The sequence below is a fragment of the Agrobacterium sp. 719_389 genome, assembly GCF_900188475.1.
GTDB classification, from domain to species: Bacteria; Pseudomonadota; Alphaproteobacteria; order Rhizobiales; family Rhizobiaceae; genus Agrobacterium; species Agrobacterium radiobacter.
On sequence record NZ_FYEM01000006.1, the window covers coordinates 277,924 to 295,113 of the forward strand.

The window sequence follows — 17,190 nt, forward strand, 5'->3', positions numbered from 1 at the left end:
CTTTCGGTTATTCCGCTGCTACCGCGAGCGGTTGTTGCGCGGTGAGATAACGTTCCGCTTCCAGCGCCGCCATGCAGCCCATGCCGGCGGCGGTGATAGCCTGACGGTAGATGTCGTCGGTGACGTCGCCGGCAGCGAAAATGCCCTCAACATCGGTGGCTGTGGAATCGGGAGCCGTCCACATGTAACCATTGTCCTTGAGCTTCACCTTGCCCTTGAACAGTTCGACTGCGGGCGCGTGGCCAATGGCGACGAAGACGCCGTCGATCGGCGTGTCGCTGATCGCGCCGGTCTTGGTGTCGCGCAACCTTACGCCAGAGACGGAGGGCGGCATTGGCGGCTTGGCGGGAGCGCCGGTGATTTCGGCGATTTCCGTGTTCCACAGGATCTTGACGTTTTCCTTCGCGAACAGCCGTTCCTGAAGGATTTTTTCCGAGCGGAAGCTGTCGCGGCGGTGCACGACGGTAACGGTCTTGGCGATATGGGCGAGGTACAGCGCTTCCTCCACGGCGGAGTTGCCGCCGCCGACCACGATCACATCCTTGTTGCGGTAGAAGAAGCCATCGCAGGTGGCGCAGGCGGAAACGCCGAAGCCCTGAAATTGCTGTTCGGTTTCGATGCCGAGCCACTTGGCCTTGGCGCCGGTGGCGATGATCAGCGTGTCGGCGGTCCAGACCTGACCGGAATCGGTCTTGACCACGAAAGGCCGTACATTGGTTTCAACTTCGGTGACGAGGTCGCTGACGATTTCAGCACCCACATGGGTCGCCTGCTTCAGCATCTGATCCATCAGCCAGGGGCCCTGGATCGGATCAGCAAAGCCCGGATAGTTCTCGACATCGGTGGTGATCATCAGCTGGCCGCCCTGTTCCATGCCGGCAATCAGCACGGGTTTCAGCATTGCGCGGGCCGCGTAGATCGCCGCTGTATAACCAGCGGGACCAGAGCCAATGATCAATACCTTGGTATGGCGGGCAGACATGGAAACGTTCCTTTTTACGGTAGCGGGGCCTTTGAGCAGCAAGACCTTCCAGCCGCAGCACGGCGGACAGGCCACAACCCCTTCATTGCCCGGTATTTAAGGTTGTCTAGTGTCTTTATTCAAGGGCAGCCTTGCGTTACCAACAAGGCAGTTGTGGATGCGCGCGCAATTTTGTGACCGGGCGGTGGCATAATGTTGCGAATCCCGCGCCGAATAGTACAAGGAAGTTCTACAGCTTAACGAGGTACTCCTCCGTGACCAGCGTCGAACTCGATGCCATCGATCTGAAAATCCTGCGCGAATTGCAGCGCGACGGGCGTATGACCAATGTGGAACTGGCCGAAAGGGTCGGTATTTCCGCGCCGCCCTGCCTCAGGCGGGTCCGCAAGCTGGAGGAGGCGGGCGTGATCGAGGGTTATCACGCCATGTTGAACGCGCCGAAGCTCGGTTTCGACCTCGTCGCCTTCTGCATGATCGGTCTCAAGCGCCAGTCGGACAGCAATCTGAAGGCTTTTGCGGCGGCAACCGCCGGCTGGTCGCTGGTGCGGCAGGCCTGGATGGTGTCTGGCGAAAGCGACTTCCTGCTGCATTGCGTCGCCAGGAACCTGACGGAATTTCAGGATTTCGTCATCGAGGTTCTGACGGCGGATGAAAATGTCGATACGGTGCGCACCATGCTCACCATCCGTCAGGTCAAGCGCGTCGGTCTGGTGGAAATCTGATCGGCCGGCTTTTCGTCGACTTCGGGGGCATTACCCCCGCCGCAACGCCTCATAGACTTCGCCGAGACTTGTCGCTTCTTTTTCCAGCGGAAAAGTGCTGCGCACATGCGCAAGTCCGGCACTTGCGTGGGCTTTTGCCAGAGCAGGATCGGCGAGATAGGTCTTTATCGCATCTCTCAGTGAGGCATAGTCACCCGCGTCAACAACCGCCCCGGTCTCGCCGGTGACGATCATCTCTTCGTAAGCGCCGGCATTGCTGGCGACAACGGCCGTCCCGGAGGCCATGGCTTCGAGCGGTGTCAGGCCAAAGCCTTCATTGCGGGATGGGGCGACATAGAGCGTCAGCCGCCGGTACCAGGGCTTGATGTCATCAACTTCGCCCTGAAATACGATGCGGTCGGAAAGGCCGGCTGCGGCGACATCGGCCTTGAGCGCATCACCGAAGGCCTTGTGTTCCGCCGTGACGCGGCCGGACACCACGGCTGTCCATTCCGGATAGGCGGGTAGAAGCTCGATCATGGCGCGCACGAAGAGATCGGTGCCCTTCTGGTGGCGCACCCGCCCGAAACAGCCGATCAGATAGTGGCCCGGCAGGCCGGTTGCCGCGATCGTATCTCCCGGGCCGGTTGCCGGGTGGAACAGGTCGGTATCGACGCCATGCATGACGACGCGATGGGGCACTTCCAGAAACGAGCCGGAGCGGGCGTTGGTCGCAACCACGGCATCCATCTTCGAAATCAGAAAACGGGTATAGGCGGAATGCCGCCTCTGTGCCGCGGAGGTAAAGAGCAGCTTCACCTTCATGCGCAGCACATCGCGCATCAGAAGACCCGGCAACATTTCGAGGTTGCGGCGGGCATGCCAGATGCGCGGGCCACCCTGCGGGCCGTTTTGCCAGAGCCGCCACAGATCGCGGAAGCGCACATGCGGCAGATGCGGCGGCAGGCCGGGGCCGATGGTGGCCACCTTCTGTCCCAGCCGGTTCTGCACCGGTATCAGCTGAACGATGGTGGAGGTAACGCCCGAGAGCCTGCGCTTGAAATTTGGCGCAAGCACCTGCACATCTTTCAGACTGACGTGGGACAAGATGGGCTTCCGTCTCTGCGGCTGGTTTGGGAATTTAATACGTCAAAAAGCAACGCGCCCGCATGGGGCGCATTGCACGTCGGGCAATCAGCCCCACTGAACCGCGAGAATCTCGTAACCCTTGGCGCCGCCAGGTGCATTGACTTCGATGCTGTCGCCGACTTCCTTGCCAATGAGGGCACGGGCGATGGGCGAGGAGATGGAGATGCGGCCAGCCTTCACATCGGCCTCCTGATCGCCGACGATCTGGTAGGTCTTTTCCTCGTCGCTGTCTTCGTCCACCAGTTTCACGGTGGCGCCGAACTTGATCTTCGAGCCCGACATCTTGGAGAGATCGATGACTTCCGCGCGTGCGGTCAGGTCTTCGAGTTCAGTGATGCGGCCTTCATTGTGGCTCTGGGCTTCCTTGGCAGCATGGTACTCGGCGTTTTCCGAAAGGTCGCCATGGGCGCGCGCCTCCGCAATCGCCTCGATGATACGGGGACGTTCCTCCTGCTGGCGAAAGCGCAGCTCCTCCTGCAGCTTGACGAATCCACCCTGAGTCATCGGTACTTTTTCTACCATTTTTTTATCCTTCGCATTCCGGTCGCTTTACGTGCAGACACAAAAAGAAACAGGTTCCGGAGAGGAACTCCGGAACCATGCCAAAATCATAACTGAGCCGACTATATCAGAAGACGACAGCGAAATGCCAGCAAATTTGAGGTGTGAGTATTTCCTCATTCAATCAAAGGCTTGACTGCCAATATTGACATTTCTCAATGGAACATATAGTGAACATGATCATGAAGAAGTCGATCAGGCAACGGCTGGCCATTCTCTCCGACGCGGCGAAATACGATGCCTCCTGCGCATCGAGCGGCACGACAAAACGCAACTCCGCAGTGTCAGGCGGTCTGGGTTCCACGGAAGGCTCGGGCATCTGTCACGCCTATGCTCCGGATGGGCGCTGCATTTCGCTTTTGAAAATTCTGCTGACCAATTTCTGCATCTATGATTGCGCCTATTGCATCAACCGCTCTTCCAGCAATGTCGAGAGGGCGCGGTTTACACCAGAAGAAGTGGTGTGGCTGACGCTGGAGTTTTATCGGCGCAACTATATCGAGGGGCTGTTCCTGTCCTCCGGCATTATCCGCTCCTCCGATCACACGATGGAGGAGATGGTGCGCGTGGCGCGCGAACTGCGCGTTACCCATGGTTTTCGCGGCTATATCCACCTGAAATCGATTCCCGAAGCATCGCCCAGGCTCATCGAGGAAGCGGGGCTTTATGCGGATCGCCTTTCGATCAACATCGAGTTGCCCACTGACAGCGGCATTGGCCGTTTCGCGCCGGAAAAGCAGCCCGCCAATATTCGCCGCTCCATGGCCGATATCCGCCTGAAGATCGAGGAGGCGGGGGAGCCGACCGTTCGCACACGCAAGACCAGGCGCTTTGCGCCGGCCGGTCAGAGCACGCAGATGATCGTGGGGGCCGATGGCGCAGACGATAGCACCATTCTCTCCACCAGCGCCCGGCTTTATGGCAGCTACGGTTTGCGGCGCGTTTATTATTCGGCCTTCAGCCCCATTCCGGATTCGTCGAAGAACCTGCCGCTCATCAAGCCGCCGCTCATGCGGGAACACCGGCTTTATCAAGCCGACTGGCTTTATCGCTTTTATGGCTTCGACATCGGTGAGATAACGGCGATCGGCGGCGACGGCATGCTCGACCTCGATATCGACCCGAAACTCGCCTGGGCGCTCAAACATCGCGAACGTTTCCCTGTGGACGTCAATGTTGGGGATCGGGAAATGCTGCTGCGCGTGCCCGGTTTCGGCACGAAGACGGTTGCTTCCATCCTGTCCTCGCGGCGATTCCGGCGGCTGCGGCTTGAAGATATTGCCCGCTTCGGTGTTTCCCTGAAAAAGGTGAAGGCCTTCATCGTCGCAGAGGGCTGGACGCCGGGCAAGCTGACCGAGCGGCCGGATCTGCGGGCGATGTTTGCGCCGCAGCCCGAACAATTGTCGCTCTTGTGATGTATGGCCCGGTTCTGGAAGGGCGGGGTGATTTCGGCGAGTGGCGCGACGCCGCCCGCGCGGCCCTTACCGCCGATATTCGACCCGAGATGATTGACTGGCGGCTGCGGGATGACGGGGCAGGGTTGCTGGAATTTGCCGGCCAGCCCTTGCCGGCGGTCGGCTCCGGGTCTGCGCAGGTTTCCGTTCCAGCCTCATTCGTCGCGCTGGCGCAGGCCGTCATCTGTCACAATGATCCAGGCCGTTTTGCACTGCTTTACCGGCTGTTGTGGCGGCTGAGGCAGGATCGCGCGCTGTTACAGTTCAAGTCCGATCCGGATGTTTCAGAGGTTCGGCTGCTTGAGAAATCCGTCCGCCGCGATTGTCACAAGATGACGGCTTTTGTTCGCTTCAAGGAAGTGCCCTTACCACAGGGGCAGGGCGGGCGGCGGCGGTTCATTGCCTGGTTCGAGCCTGATCATTTCATCGTCGAGCGGACGGCAGCCTTTTTCCAGCGGCGGTTTACCGACATGGACTGGCTGATCGCCACGCCGAAGGGTTCTGCACAGTGGGATGGAAACGCGCTACGGACCTCGCGGGAGGCGGCGGCGAAACCCGACCTGACGGACGAGACGGATGAACTCTGGCGGACCTATTATGCCAATATATTCAATCCGGCCCGCCTGAAGATCAAAGCCATGACCGCGGAGATGCCGAAGAAATACTGGAAGAACCTGCCGGAAGCCGATCTTATTCCCGGTCTGGTTCTCGGGGCGGAGGCGCGGGTGCTGGAGATGGCCGCCAAGGCGGCAAGCCAGCCGCAGCCGTTTCACCACCGTCTGCAGGCTGCGGCCGCTGCACGGGAGACACCGCGGCCGGCGCCGGATGGCACGCTCGCGTCGCTGGCGCGGGAGGCGGGCCATTGCACCCGCTGCCCCCTGCATTGCAACGCCACGCAGACTGTTTTCGGCTCTGGCCCGGAGGATGCGAACATCATGATCGTTGGCGAGCAGCCGGGCGATCAGGAGGATCTCGCCGGCAAACCTTTCGTCGGCCCGGCCGGCCAGCTCTTTGACCGGACTCTCGCCCAAATCGGCATCGAACGCAAAAAACTTTACGTCACCAATGCCGTCAAGCACTTCAAATATGAAACGCGTGGCAAACGACGTATCCATCAGCGGCCAAATGCAGGCGAAGTGGAGCAATGCCGTTGGTGGCTCAATCAGGAAATCGCGCTTGTTCGGCCCAAACTGATCGTTGCCATGGGCGCAACGGCGCTTTATGCGCTGACCGGCGGCAAGGAAAAAGTCACGGAGATTCGGGGGCGTTCTTTACCAATGGAGGAGGGCCGGACGCTTTTTGTCACCGTGCACCCGTCTTTTCTCCTGCGCCTTGTCGATACGCAGGCAAAAGCGGCGGAGATGGCAAGATTCACGAAGGATATGGAGTTTATTAGAATGTTCGAATAGATTTCTATTTTCGATTGGAGACTTATTTCGGAATGTGAATATTAACTTACAGTAGTGTAATTTATTGATTATTTATATGTTATTTTTATTGAAATTTTATACTTAATATTATAATTAAGTCCTCCGAATTTATATACCGTATGGACAAATCATGTTAGGTGAACTCGACCTTACGACAGTCATACTGATGCAAAAGTGTTCCTATATCGTTGGACTTTTGAGTTTTATCTACCTGAAAATGACCAATCGCGGTTTGCGCGGGCCCGTTCCTCTCGCGGCGGGTTTCGCGACGATGACGATTGGCTCCACGCTCGCCGGTTACGGAGAATGGGGAATATTGTCGCCGGCCTTGTGGCAACTCGGCAGTGTCGTTTTTGGTATTGTGGGCTATGCGCTGATCTGGCTCGGCCTGAAAACGTTGAGCGATGGACGCGCCGTCGACCGGGGAATCCTACTCTTTGTGTGTTTTATCACCGTGCTGGCGATGGTTGTCGCGTATCAGGTGGCGGACAATAATGCGCTTCGCGCGGCGCTCTTTAATGGCTGCGCGTCGCTGGCCTATCTCGCCGGGGCATTGGTGCTTCTTGAAGGATGGCGCAGGGAGCCGCTGCTTTCCCGTCTGGCGCTGGGTGCGATTACCGGCGTCTCCGGTCTCATTTCGCTGGCGGTGATGAAAAGCGTGCTTTTCCCGGCTTATGCCGCCCTCAATTTGGTCAATGCGTTTTTCTTCATCATCATGCTGAACTTTGCCATCGCCCTGTTCGTGATGATGCTGGTTGCCGAGCGGTCGGAACGGAAATTGCTGGTTCTTGCCAATACGGACCCCCTGACCGGCGTCAAGAACCGACGCTTCTTCTTCCAGACCATGCCCGCGACGCCTCATCCCACTGACGCGGCCATGTTGCTGGATATCGACCACTTCAAGTCGATCAATGACCGTTTCGGCCACGCCATCGGCGATAGCGTGCTGCAGGAAGTGGCGAAGCGCATCGGCGGCAGCATTCGCGGTGGGGACGTGCTGGCGCGTTACGGTGGAGAGGAATTCATCATCTACCTGCCGGGCGCCGGCGTTCACAAAGCCTGCATGATCGGCGAACGCATTCGCGATGCGATTGCGGTCAGCGAGGTCGACTGCGGCGGTCTGCGTGTCGGCGTGACGATCAGCATCGGCGTTGCAGCCACCGGCGACATGCGCTGCGATCTCCAGACGCTCGCCGAAATGGCGGATCGTGCGCTTTACCGGGCAAAGACCGAAGGGCGCAACTGCGTCCGCGAGGCGCTGGCGGCCTAGGAGCATCCTCGTTTCTGCGGCTGGCAGCTTGCGGCTCAGCCGCTCGGCGCACTCGCATCCATCGCGGCGCGATGCCGTAGGGCCTCTTTCAACAATATCTCGATCTGGGCATTGATGCTGCGCAGTTCATCGCTCGCGGTGTGGCGGATTTCATTCAAGATTGCGGGTTCGATCCGCAGCGGAAAAGCCACGCGCTCCGGGCCTGGCGGACGTCCAGCCATGATTTAACCCTGCAGCTTCAAGTTCAGGGAAATCATGCGACCGCTGGCGGGGGCGGATTTTTCAGGCGTAGGAAAAGACATCATGGGCCTCGCGTGGGAATGATGTCTTTTTGATACCCGCAACGGATTGCAGCGGGATTACGCGATGCAAAACGCCGCGGACATGGCGATCCGCGGCGTTTTGTTTTCAATCTTGCGGACTTTTCCCGCAGAAACTTAGTTGAAGTAGCTCTGCAGCGGCTTCACTTCCAGATTGCCGGCCTTCAGCGCCTTGATGGCGAGGGCTGCGGCTTCCGCACCGGCCATCGTGGTGTAGTAGGGCACCTTCTGCATCAGCGTTGCGCGGCGCAGCGACTTTGAGTCGGAGATCGCCTTGTTGCTGTCGGTGGTGTTGATGACCAGCTGGACCTGACGGTTACGGATGGCGTCCTCAATATGCGGACGGCCTTCCTGCACCTTGTTGATCTTTTCGGCGTTGATGCCCTGTTCAGCGAGGAAACGCTGGGTGCCGCCGGTTGCCAGCACCTTGAAGCCGCTTTCCACCAGAATGCGGATGGCCGGCAGAACGCCTTCCTTGTCCTCGTCACGCACGGAAACGAAGACCGTGCCGGAGCGCGGCAGGTCGACGCCGGCGCCAAGCTGGCTCTTGGCGAAGGCCAGCGCGAAATCCGTGTCGAGGCCGATGACTTCGCCGGTCGAGCGCATTTCCGGTCCGAGCAGAATGTCGACGCCGGGGAAGCGGGCGAAGGGGAAGACCGCTTCCTTGACGGCGATGTGCTTCAGGTTGCGCGGATCGGGCTTTTGGCCATAGGCGGCAATCGCCGCATCGAGCTTTTCACCGGCCATGACGCGGGCGGCGATCTTGGCGATCGGCGCGCCGATGGTCTTGGCGACGAAAGGCACGGTACGCGAAGCGCGCGGATTGACCTCGAGAACGTAGATGGTGCCGTCCTTGATGGCGTACTGAACGTTCATCAGGCCGCCGACATTGAGCGCCTTGGCAAGAGCCGTGGTCTGGCGCTCCAGTTCGTCGAGCATTTCCTTACTCAGCGAACGGGAAGGCAGCGAGCAGGCCGAGTCGCCCGAGTGGATACCGGCTTCTTCGATGTGCTCCATGATGCCCGACACGAAGACGTTTTCGCCGTCGCACAGTGCATCGACGTCGACTTCGACGGCGTTGGTCAGGTAGCTGTCGAACAGAAGCGGGTTCTTGCCGAGCAGGGTGTTGATCTGGCCGGTCTTGTCGTTCGGGTAACGCTGCTTGATGTCCTCTGGCACGAGGCCCGGAACCGTGTCGAGCAGATAGGTCTGGAGCTGGCCTTCCGAATGGATGATCTGCATGGCGCGGCCACCCAGAACATAGGATGGACGCACGACCAGCGGGAAGCCGATTTCCGAAGCGACGAGGCGCGCCTGTTCAACCGAATAGGCAATGCCGTTGTTCGGCTGGGCGAGGTCGAGCTTCATCAGCAGCTTCTGGAAACGGTCGCGGTCTTCGGCAAGGTCGATCATGTCAGGCGCGGTGCCGAGGATCGGAATACCGTTCTTTTCCAGCGCTTCGGCCAGCTTCAGCGGCGTCTGGCCGCCGAACTGCACGATGACGCCGACCAGTTCGCCCTTTTCCTGCTCGGCGCGCATGATCTCGATCACGTCTTCGGCCGTCAGCGGTTCGAAATAGAGGCGGTCGGAGGTGTCGTAGTCGGTCGAAACCGTTTCCGGGTTGCAGTTGATCATGATCGCTTCGAAGCCTGCATCCTTCAGCGCGAAGGCGGCATGGCAGCAGCAATAGTCGAACTCGATGCCCTGGCCGATACGGTTCGGACCGCCGCCGAGGATGACGACCTTCTTGCGGTCGGAAACCTGCGCTTCAGAGCGGGCGGCGCCGACGAAGGGGATTTCATAGGTCGAATACATGTAGGCGGTGGGTGAGGCGAATTCTGCCGCGCAGGTGTCGATGCGCTTGAAGACCGGGCGAACATTGAGGCTGTTGCGCAGCTCGGCCACTTCCTTCGGGCGCTTGCCCGTCAGAATTGCAAGGCGCGCATCGGAAAAGCCCATGGCTTTGAGCATGCGCAGGTTCTCGGCGTCCTGCGGCAGGCCCTGCTCGCGGATACGGGCTTCCATATCCACGATGGCCTTGAACTGGGCGATGAACCAGGGGTCGATCTTCGAGTTTTCGTGAACTTCTTCCGCCGTCATGCCCATGCGCAGCGCCTGGGCGACCATGCGCAGGCGATCCGGCGTCGGCGTGCCGATGGCGGCGCGGATGGCGTTCTTGGAGCCTTCGCCTTCTTCAAAGCCGGGGATTTCGATTTCATCGAGACCGGTGAGGCCGGTTTCCATGCCGCGCAGCGCCTTCTGCAGCGATTCCGCGAAGGTGCGGCCGATGGCCATGACTTCACCGACCGACTTCATGGCGGTGGTGAGGATCGGCGAGGCGCCGGGGAATTTCTCGAAGGCGAAACGCGGGATCTTGGTGACGACGTAGTCGATCGACGGTTCGAACGAGGCAGGCGTCGCGCCGCCGGTGATGTCGTTTTCCAACTCGTCCAGCGTATAACCGATGGCGAGCTTGGCGGCGATCTTGGCGATCGGGAAGCCGGTCGCCTTGGAAGCGAGAGCCGAAGAGCGCGAGACGCGCGGGTTCATTTCGATGACGACGAGGCGGCCGTCCTTCGGATTGACGGCGAACTGCACGTTCGAGCCGCCGGTCTCAACGCCGATCTCGCGCAGCACCGCGATCGAGGCGTTGCGCATGATTTGGTATTCCTTGTCCGTCAGCGTCAGCGCTGGCGCAACCGTGATCGAGTCGCCGGTGTGAACGCCCATCGGATCGATGTTTTCGATGGAGCAGATGATGATGCAATTGTCCGCGGTGTCGCGGACCACTTCCATCTCATATTCCTTCCAGCCGAGAACCGATTCTTCGACCAGCACTTCTGTCGTCGGCGAAGCGTCGAGGCCGCCGGAGACGATGTCGAAGAATTCCGAGCGGTTATAGGCAATGCCGCCGCCGGTGCCGCCGAGCGTGAAGGACGGGCGAATGATGGCGGGCAGGCCGACATGGTCGATGGCCTGGGCGGCGATTGCCATGGCGTGCGCCATGTAACGCTGCTTGCGGTCTGTTTCGCCGAGGTTCCACTGGTTTTCGAGGTCGTCCAGCGCCTTGTCGAGGTCGGAGCCGGAAAGCTTGCCCTTCAGCTCAGTGCGGGCGGCTTCGTGTTTCTTGCGGTCGGCGTCCTTGATCTCGGTCGCATTGGCGAGCATGGACTTCGGCGTTTCGAGGCCGATGCGGGCCATCGCCTCGCGGAAGAGGGCGCGGTCTTCGGCCATGTCGATGGCTTCGGGCTTGGCGCCGATCATTTCCACGTTGTAACGGTCGAGAACGCCCATGCGCTTGAGAGAAAGCGCGGTGTTGAGCGCGGTCTGGCCGCCCATGGTCGGCAGAAGCGCGTCCGGGCGCTCCTTGGCGATGATCTTGGCGACAACTTCAGGCGTGATCGGCTCAACGTAAGTGGCGTCCGCAAGGCCGGGGTCGGTCATGATGGTGGCCGGGTTGGAGTTGACCAGAATGACCCGGTAACCTTCTTCCTTCAGCGCCTTGCAGGCCTGCGTGCCGGAATAATCGAATTCACATGCCTGGCCGATGACAATCGGTCCCGCGCCGATGATGAGGATGGACTTGATATCTTGGCGCTTCGGCATGGGCTCTCTCGTTCCGCTTTTTGGTTGCGCAAAACACCAGCCAGGGTGAAAGATCACCGGCCGGGGAGCGCAATTCAAATGTTTTCAGGCTAGAAGCGGCTTATAGGCAAATGTTTTTGAGAACGGAACCCCATAAATTCCGGAATCGACAGAAACTCTTAACGGGCAGGGGCAAGGGCCGTAAAACGGGCCTGCACCGCTGCATTATAAGAACGGCTGACGGGGATCTCCGAACCGTCCCTTGTCATGAGAAGCAGACGACCCGCCTGTTTACGCAGCGCGATGACATCCGTATCGGCAATCCAGTGGGAGCGGTGCACCTGCAAGCCCTGCGTCTCGCCAATCTCTTTCAGCGCATCGGCAAAACGCAACAGAACGAGCTGACGCCCGCGGGTGGTGACGATTTCAGTATAATGGTCCTGCACTGACAGCCGCAGCAATTCTCCGCGCTTTTGCGGCGGCAGCCGCTCCAGCAGCGGTGCAACGCCTTTTGCCTCGCGTTTGGTATCAACGTCTGTGTCCGTAACGGCATCGGCCGCCGCTTCGAGTGACTGGCAGGCGGTGAGATAGCTCAGCAGGCAGAAGATGGCGCAGAGAGGTAGGGACGACAGGCTGCTTTGCAGAAAGGGTCCGAAACCCATTTCCTTGCCTGAAAAGACCCGGTTCGTGATGGTAAGCAGGAGCCCGATCGGCAGGGCCGCCGTCAGCGAACCGATCATCATGCGCGCCAGCATGTTTCCGATGCGGCCGGCGAGGATGCTGTTGGCGATGATGGAAAAGGATATCGCGAATGTCCAGGCGCCGGCCTGAATGATTGTCCAGTAAAGCAGCCGGTCGGCGAAACTCATGTTTTCGCTTGTGCCGAAAGGCCCGGTCACGATGAAGATCGCCAGCACGGCGAGAAATGTCAGCCACAGTCTGCGCGATTGCAGGACGGCGTGCATTTCACGAAGCGTGGATTGCAGATACGGGTGATCCACGAAGTTTTCCTGCGGTTGGCGTCAATCCGTTTTTCTTGGGCGCATGTTTTGCTGAAATTGCCGGTGATTTCAACCGAGCCGAAACAGCACCCATGTCATTCCAGCCTTTATTAGATGCACCGATCGCCGTGCAATTCCATGTCGCCACCGTCGTGCCCGCCGCCATTCTCGGCGCCTTCATCTTCCTGCGCCCCAAGGGCACAGCCATCCACCGGCTGCTCGGCAAGATCTGGGTCATGCTGATGGTCACGACGTCCGTTTCGACGTTCTTCATCCATGAATTGAGGGTGTTTTACGGTTTCAGCCCGATCCATCTTCTCTCCGCCTTCACGATATATGGCTGTCTGCAATCGGTCTATTTCGCCCGGCGCGGCGATATCAGACGCCATATGCGCATCATGCAGGGCGTTTATATCGGCGGCATCGTTGTTGCCGGAGGCTTCACCTTCGTTCCCGGTCGTCTCATGCATGAGGTTGCTTTTGGTGATGGCAAAGCCGGTTTTGCGGCCCTTTCCGCTGGCGCTCTCGTTTTCGTCTTCCTGTTTCTGACCGTCCTGAGACAAAGACGCAGAACCGCTTGAGAGACTCCGCTCACTGCCTCTGCTTTCTTCCGGAACAAGATGTATTATAGTGCCGTTATATGGCAGCTTGTTAAGGCGGTATCCGCCGGGAGAATAGCATGGAATGGAGAGGGCGCCGCCAGTCGGACAATATCGAGGATCGGCGTGGCATGTCGGCGGGATCGGGGCCGGGCGGTAGCGATCCTTTTTCCCGTGGCGGAATGCGCGTGCCGATCGGGCGTCGCGGTGGCGGCATCGGTATTGGCGGCATTGTAGTCATCCTGCTGATCAGCTGGGTGCTTGGCATCAACCCGCTGACGCTGCTTACGGGCGGCGACATCTCGATGGATGGCGGCGGCACGACGCAACAATCCGGCACCCAGCAATCCGGCACACGCCCGCAGGGCGAATCGTCGGACGAGACGACGGCTTTCGTGCGCACCGTGCTGGCTGAGACGGAAGATACCTGGAGCGGCATCTTCCAGTCCGCCGGGGAGACCTATCAGAAACCGACGCTGGTGCTGTTTTCCGGTCAGGTGTCTTCCGCCTGTGGTTACGCGTCCGCCGCCAGCGGCCCGTTCTATTGCCCGGGTGACCGTAAGGTTTATCTCGACACCAGTTTCTTCCAGGAACTTGACAAGCGTTTCGGTGCGGCCGGTGATTTCGCGCAGGCTTACGTGATTGCGCATGAGGTCGGCCACCACATCCAGAACCTGACCGGGGTTCTGCCGGAGTTTAACCGCCGCCGCCAGTCCATGAGCCAGGTGGACGCGAACAAGATGTCCGTGCGTGTCGAGCTCCAGGCGGATTGTTATGCCGGCATCTGGGGCAAGTTTACCGAACAGAAGGGTATTCTTGAGACTGGCGACCTCGAGGAAGCGCTGAACGCGGCCCATCAGATCGGCGATGATACGCTGCAGAAGCAGACTCAAGGATATGTGGTGCCTGACAGCTTCAACCACGGCACCTCGGCGCAGCGCATGGAATGGTTCAAGCGCGGCTTCCAGAGCGGCCGTGTAGAGGATTGTGATACTTTCTCGGCGAATATCTGAGATATCAGACGGAAAAGGGGGCTTTCAGCCCCCTTTTTATTCAACGCATCAACAGCGCTACGGCATACATGCCAAGGGCGAAAACCGTGTGGGCCACAAGGTTGAGGATGCGGACCTTTGTGGGGTTCGGCGTCTTCGATGCCGCCCAGCCGATGCCCAGCCCCGGCTGCAGCAGGAACCAGCCCGCACCCACCGTGACGATGCCGACGATCCACGGCTCAATGAAGGACGGATTGGCAAACCATGCGGCCGGGACGACCAGCGCAAGAACGATGCCGTAAAGGATGCCGACGGCGTAGTGCGAAATCCAGCCGAGCGCCAGTTCGTGCTCATAGGGTTCAGCCGTGGCGATGCTGTCGTGAAATATCCGGCCCTTCGGCACATGCCAGAACCAGCGGCCGACCGGCGCCCAGTTCGGCGCGGACTGGCCGAAAAACCGGTGCAGTATGATTGCCCATATATCCATAAACAGGGTGCCGCCAATGCCCATGGCAATGCCGCGCCAAATCAGTTCCAGCATGAATTCCTCCAAATATCATGATTGATCAAGCTCTAGCGGATCATGTGAATGGCGGGAACCGACTATTATGAGGGTGAACAAAAAAATGGCCGGATCGCTCCGGCCATTAGGGTGAGAAAGGTGCAAGACCTCGCCTCCGTCATGCTCGGGCTTGTCCCGAGCATCTGCGACGTAGCTTTTAAACGAGACGTGGTGGATCCTCGGGACAAGCCCGAGGATGACGTCGAGAGCGGGTAAGGGTTGGCAGCGATCTGGTTACGATAGCGCCCCGGTCAACGTAGTTTTCCCTTAAGCCGCCCGCCCATATTCCGCCTGCCGCCGCGTGGCCGAAGCGAGCTGGAATTGCGCCAGCAGCTCGTTCAGCGCCGCCGCTTCCGAGGCAAGACCGTGGCTGGCCGCCGTCTGTTCCTCGACCATGGCGGCATTCTGCTGCGTGCCCTGATCGATGGTGTTGATGGCGGTGTTGATTTCCTGAAGCCCGGTCGACTGTTCGCGCGACGAGGTCACGATGGCGTCGATATGGCGGTTGATCTCCTGTACTTCGCGGACGATGGTTTCCAGCGCCTTGCCGGCATTGCCGACGAGTTCGACGCCGGACTGCACCTGCGATGTCGAGGCGTTGATCAGCGTCTTGATCTCCTTTGCCGCATTGGCCGAGCGCTGGGCGAGCTCGCGCACTTCCTGCGCGACGACGGCAAAACCCTTGCCTGCTTCACCGGCGCGGGCGGCTTCGACACCGGCGTTCAGCGCAAGCAGGTTGGTCTGGAAGGCGATTTCGTCGATCACGCCGATGATGTTGCTGATCTCCGACGATGATTTTTCAATGCCTTCCATGGCGCGCACGGCGTCTTCCACGATGACGCCTGATTGTTCGGCATTGCTGCGAGCGCGGTCGACCAGACGGCCGACTTCTTCCGCACGGCTGGCGGAATCCTTCACCGTCGTGGTGATTTCCTCAAGCGCCGCTGCCGTTTCTTCCACCGAGGCTGCCTGCTGTTCGGTGCGCCGTGCGAGATCATCCGCCGACTGGCGGATTTCTCCGGCGCCGGCGTCAATGGCGCGGGCATTCTGGCCGACGGTGCTGAGCGCTGCGTTCAGCTTGGCGACGGAATTGTTGAAATCGTTGCGCAGGCGGTCGATGCGGTTCACGAAAGGCGTGTCGATGCGGTAGTTGAGATCGCCATCCGACAGGTGCGCCAGTCCTCGGGCAAGCGAATCGACGGCGAACTGGATGTCCGCCGCATCTTTTGCGGCCAATCTTTCGCGCTCATTACGCTCCTGTTCGGAGAGCGTGCGGTTTTCTTCGGCGTCGCCTTCGAGGCGCAGGCGTTCCATGGCGTTCGACCGGAACACGGCGACCGCTGCAGCCATCGAGCCGATCTGGTCGGTGCGCTCCTGACCGGGAATGGCGACATCGAGATTGCCGGCGGCAAGGCCTTCCATGGCCGAGGTCATCTGCGTGACGGGGCGGACGATGAAGCGGGAGAGCACGGTTGCGAGAAGTCCGATCATGATCGTGGCTGCGAGGATCGTGGCGATGGTTGCCGCCAACCGGAACTGGCCGATTGCGCTGTAGGCAACATCGGAATCGACGACGAAACCGAGATACCAGTCAACCGAGGGCAGGCCGGCGACCGGAATGAAGCTGGTGATCTTGCCCTTGCCGTCGATTTCCGTCTGTGAAATCGCCGAGGAAATCGCCGGTGTGTTGCCCTTGAAGAGGTCGGTCAACGGCTTGTCGACGAATTTCGGATCGGGATGGATGAGGATCTTGCCATCCTTGCTGACAAGGAAGGCATATCCGTCCGTGCCGGCATCCACGGACTTGATCATCGTTACCAGCGAATTCAGCGAGAAGTCGCTGCCTGTCACGCCGGTGAGCTTGCCATCGATCGAAACCGGAATGGCGGCGGTGATGATGAGGCCGCCGGTTGATGCATCGTTGTATGGTTCGGTCAGAACGGTCTTGCCAGCCTTTACGGCATCCAGATACCAGGGACGCTTGCGCGGGTCATATCCTTCCGGCAGCGGTGTTTTGGGGAAGGTGGTAAAGCTTCCCGTTTCGGCATTGCCGAAATAGGTCGACATGAACTGGGCGGTCAGAACGTCGTTTTCCAGAAACCGCAGCTTGGCCTCTTCATCAGGCAGCTTGGCGAGCGTCTTTGCCACCGTCTCCGTCAGCATGATGCGGCCGTTCAGCCAGTTGGCGATGCTTTGCGCGGCCTGCTTGCCGGAGGAATCGATATTCTCCGCCACCGCTTCCGTCGTGACCCGGTGCTGGAGGCTGTCAATGTAGAAAGAGAAGCCGGCAAAGGCGGCGACGACAAGTGACGACGCAGCAACGAGAATGCGCGTCATGAGATTGGTTTTTTTAGGCAAGCTACACGTCCTTGAAACCGGGTGAACCCGTTCGACTCATCTTGGAAAATGGTGGGGAAAGACATGCCTCAATGGCGGGAATATTCTGCGTCATGCAGCTTTTGGTTTAGAAGAACTACGCGATATTCTAATAAGTAAATTGAAATGGTAAAATTCGACTAAATTTGTCTTTTGTCAGCGGCGGTTGACCGAGGCGCGCGCCAGATTGCCGTTTTGCGTAAATTTT

Annotated in this window: 14 protein-coding genes; 6 read left to right on the plus strand and 8 right to left on the minus strand. The window is 59.5% G+C overall.

The window, feature by feature from the left end; translation table 11 throughout:
- Positions 1 to 7: 7 nt before the first annotated feature.
- The gene (gene trxB, locus CFB10_RS13655; protein ID WP_020011326.1) at positions 8 to 982 is read right to left on the minus strand and encodes a thioredoxin-disulfide reductase; all 975 of its coding nucleotides are present in this window, start codon (positions 980 to 982) and stop codon (positions 8 to 10) included.
- Between the two features lie 254 nt (positions 983 to 1,236).
- Here trxB and CFB10_RS13660 point away from each other — a divergent pair, with 254 nt between their 5' ends.
- Complete coding sequence (locus CFB10_RS13660) at positions 1,237 to 1,704, plus strand: Lrp/AsnC family transcriptional regulator (protein WP_020011325.1); 468 nt, start codon at positions 1,237 to 1,239, stop codon at positions 1,702 to 1,704.
- Between the two features lie 30 nt (positions 1,705 to 1,734).
- On the opposite strand, the gene CFB10_RS13665 is transcribed toward CFB10_RS13660, so the two are convergent.
- Positions 1,735 to 2,790, minus strand: coding sequence for a glycosyltransferase family 4 protein (locus CFB10_RS13665; protein ID WP_020011324.1), 1,056 nt, complete (start codon positions 2,788 to 2,790; stop codon positions 1,735 to 1,737).
- A gap of 87 nt (positions 2,791 to 2,877) precedes the next feature.
- Complete coding sequence (gene greA / locus CFB10_RS13670; protein ID WP_026363859.1) at positions 2,878 to 3,354, minus strand: transcription elongation factor GreA; 477 nt, start codon at positions 3,352 to 3,354, stop codon at positions 2,878 to 2,880.
- A gap of 221 nt (positions 3,355 to 3,575) precedes the next feature.
- Here greA and CFB10_RS13675 point away from each other — a divergent pair, with 221 nt between their 5' ends.
- The 3 genes from CFB10_RS13675 to CFB10_RS13685 all read left to right on the plus strand — a co-directional run bounded on the left by CFB10_RS13675 (position 3,576) and on the right by CFB10_RS13685 (position 7,547).
- Positions 3,576 to 4,808 (plus strand): putative DNA modification/repair radical SAM protein, encoded by a 1,233-nt coding sequence (locus tag CFB10_RS13675; RefSeq protein ID WP_026363858.1) that lies wholly within the window; start codon positions 3,576 to 3,578, stop codon positions 4,806 to 4,808.
- Entirely contained in the window at positions 4,808 to 6,256 is a 1,449-nt protein-coding gene (locus tag CFB10_RS13680) for a UdgX family uracil-DNA binding protein (protein ID WP_020011321.1), read from the plus strand. Before CFB10_RS13675 ends, CFB10_RS13680 begins: the two co-directional genes overlap by 1 nt.
- Positions 6,257 to 6,407: 151 nt before the next feature.
- Positions 6,408 to 7,547, plus strand: a complete 1,140-nt coding sequence (locus tag CFB10_RS13685) for a GGDEF domain-containing protein (RefSeq protein WP_026363857.1) — start codon at positions 6,408 to 6,410, stop codon at positions 7,545 to 7,547.
- Between the two features lie 35 nt (positions 7,548 to 7,582).
- On the opposite strand, the gene CFB10_RS13690 is transcribed toward CFB10_RS13685, so the two are convergent.
- The 3 genes from CFB10_RS13690 to CFB10_RS13700 all read right to left on the minus strand — a co-directional run bounded on the left by CFB10_RS13690 (position 7,583) and on the right by CFB10_RS13700 (position 12,453).
- Positions 7,583 to 7,768: a hypothetical protein gene (locus tag CFB10_RS13690; RefSeq protein WP_020011319.1), complete on the minus strand. Its 186-nt coding sequence runs from the start codon at positions 7,766 to 7,768 to the stop codon at positions 7,583 to 7,585.
- 216 nt (positions 7,769 to 7,984) lie between these two features.
- Complete coding sequence (gene carB, locus CFB10_RS13695; protein ID WP_020011318.1) at positions 7,985 to 11,473, minus strand: carbamoyl-phosphate synthase large subunit; 3,489 nt, start codon at positions 11,471 to 11,473, stop codon at positions 7,985 to 7,987.
- Positions 11,474 to 11,631: 158 nt separating this feature from the next.
- Positions 11,632 to 12,453: a LytTR family DNA-binding domain-containing protein gene (locus CFB10_RS13700; RefSeq protein ID WP_026363856.1), complete on the minus strand. Its 822-nt coding sequence runs from the start codon at positions 12,451 to 12,453 to the stop codon at positions 11,632 to 11,634.
- A 92-nt stretch (positions 12,454 to 12,545) separates the two neighbouring features.
- On the opposite strand from CFB10_RS13700, the gene CFB10_RS13705 reads away from it, so the two are divergent.
- Together CFB10_RS13705 and CFB10_RS13710 are read left to right on the plus strand one after the other, a co-directional pair.
- The gene (locus CFB10_RS13705; RefSeq protein ID WP_020011316.1) at positions 12,546 to 13,034 is read left to right on the plus strand and encodes a DUF2306 domain-containing protein; all 489 of its coding nucleotides are present in this window, start codon (positions 12,546 to 12,548) and stop codon (positions 13,032 to 13,034) included.
- Between the two features lie 98 nt (positions 13,035 to 13,132).
- On the plus strand, positions 13,133 to 14,065 hold the full coding sequence (locus tag CFB10_RS13710) for a neutral zinc metallopeptidase (protein WP_020011315.1): 933 nt from the start codon (positions 13,133 to 13,135) through the stop codon (positions 14,063 to 14,065).
- Positions 14,066 to 14,105: 40 nt separating this feature from the next.
- On the opposite strand, the gene CFB10_RS13715 is transcribed toward CFB10_RS13710, so the two are convergent.
- Entirely contained in the window at positions 14,106 to 14,585 is a 480-nt protein-coding gene (locus CFB10_RS13715) for a DUF2938 domain-containing protein (protein ID WP_026363855.1), read from the minus strand.
- Positions 14,586 to 14,873: 288 nt separating this feature from the next.
- Entirely contained in the window at positions 14,874 to 16,964 is a 2,091-nt protein-coding gene (locus CFB10_RS13725; RefSeq protein WP_026363854.1) for a methyl-accepting chemotaxis protein, read from the minus strand.
- Positions 16,965 to 17,190: the final 226 nt, after the last annotated feature.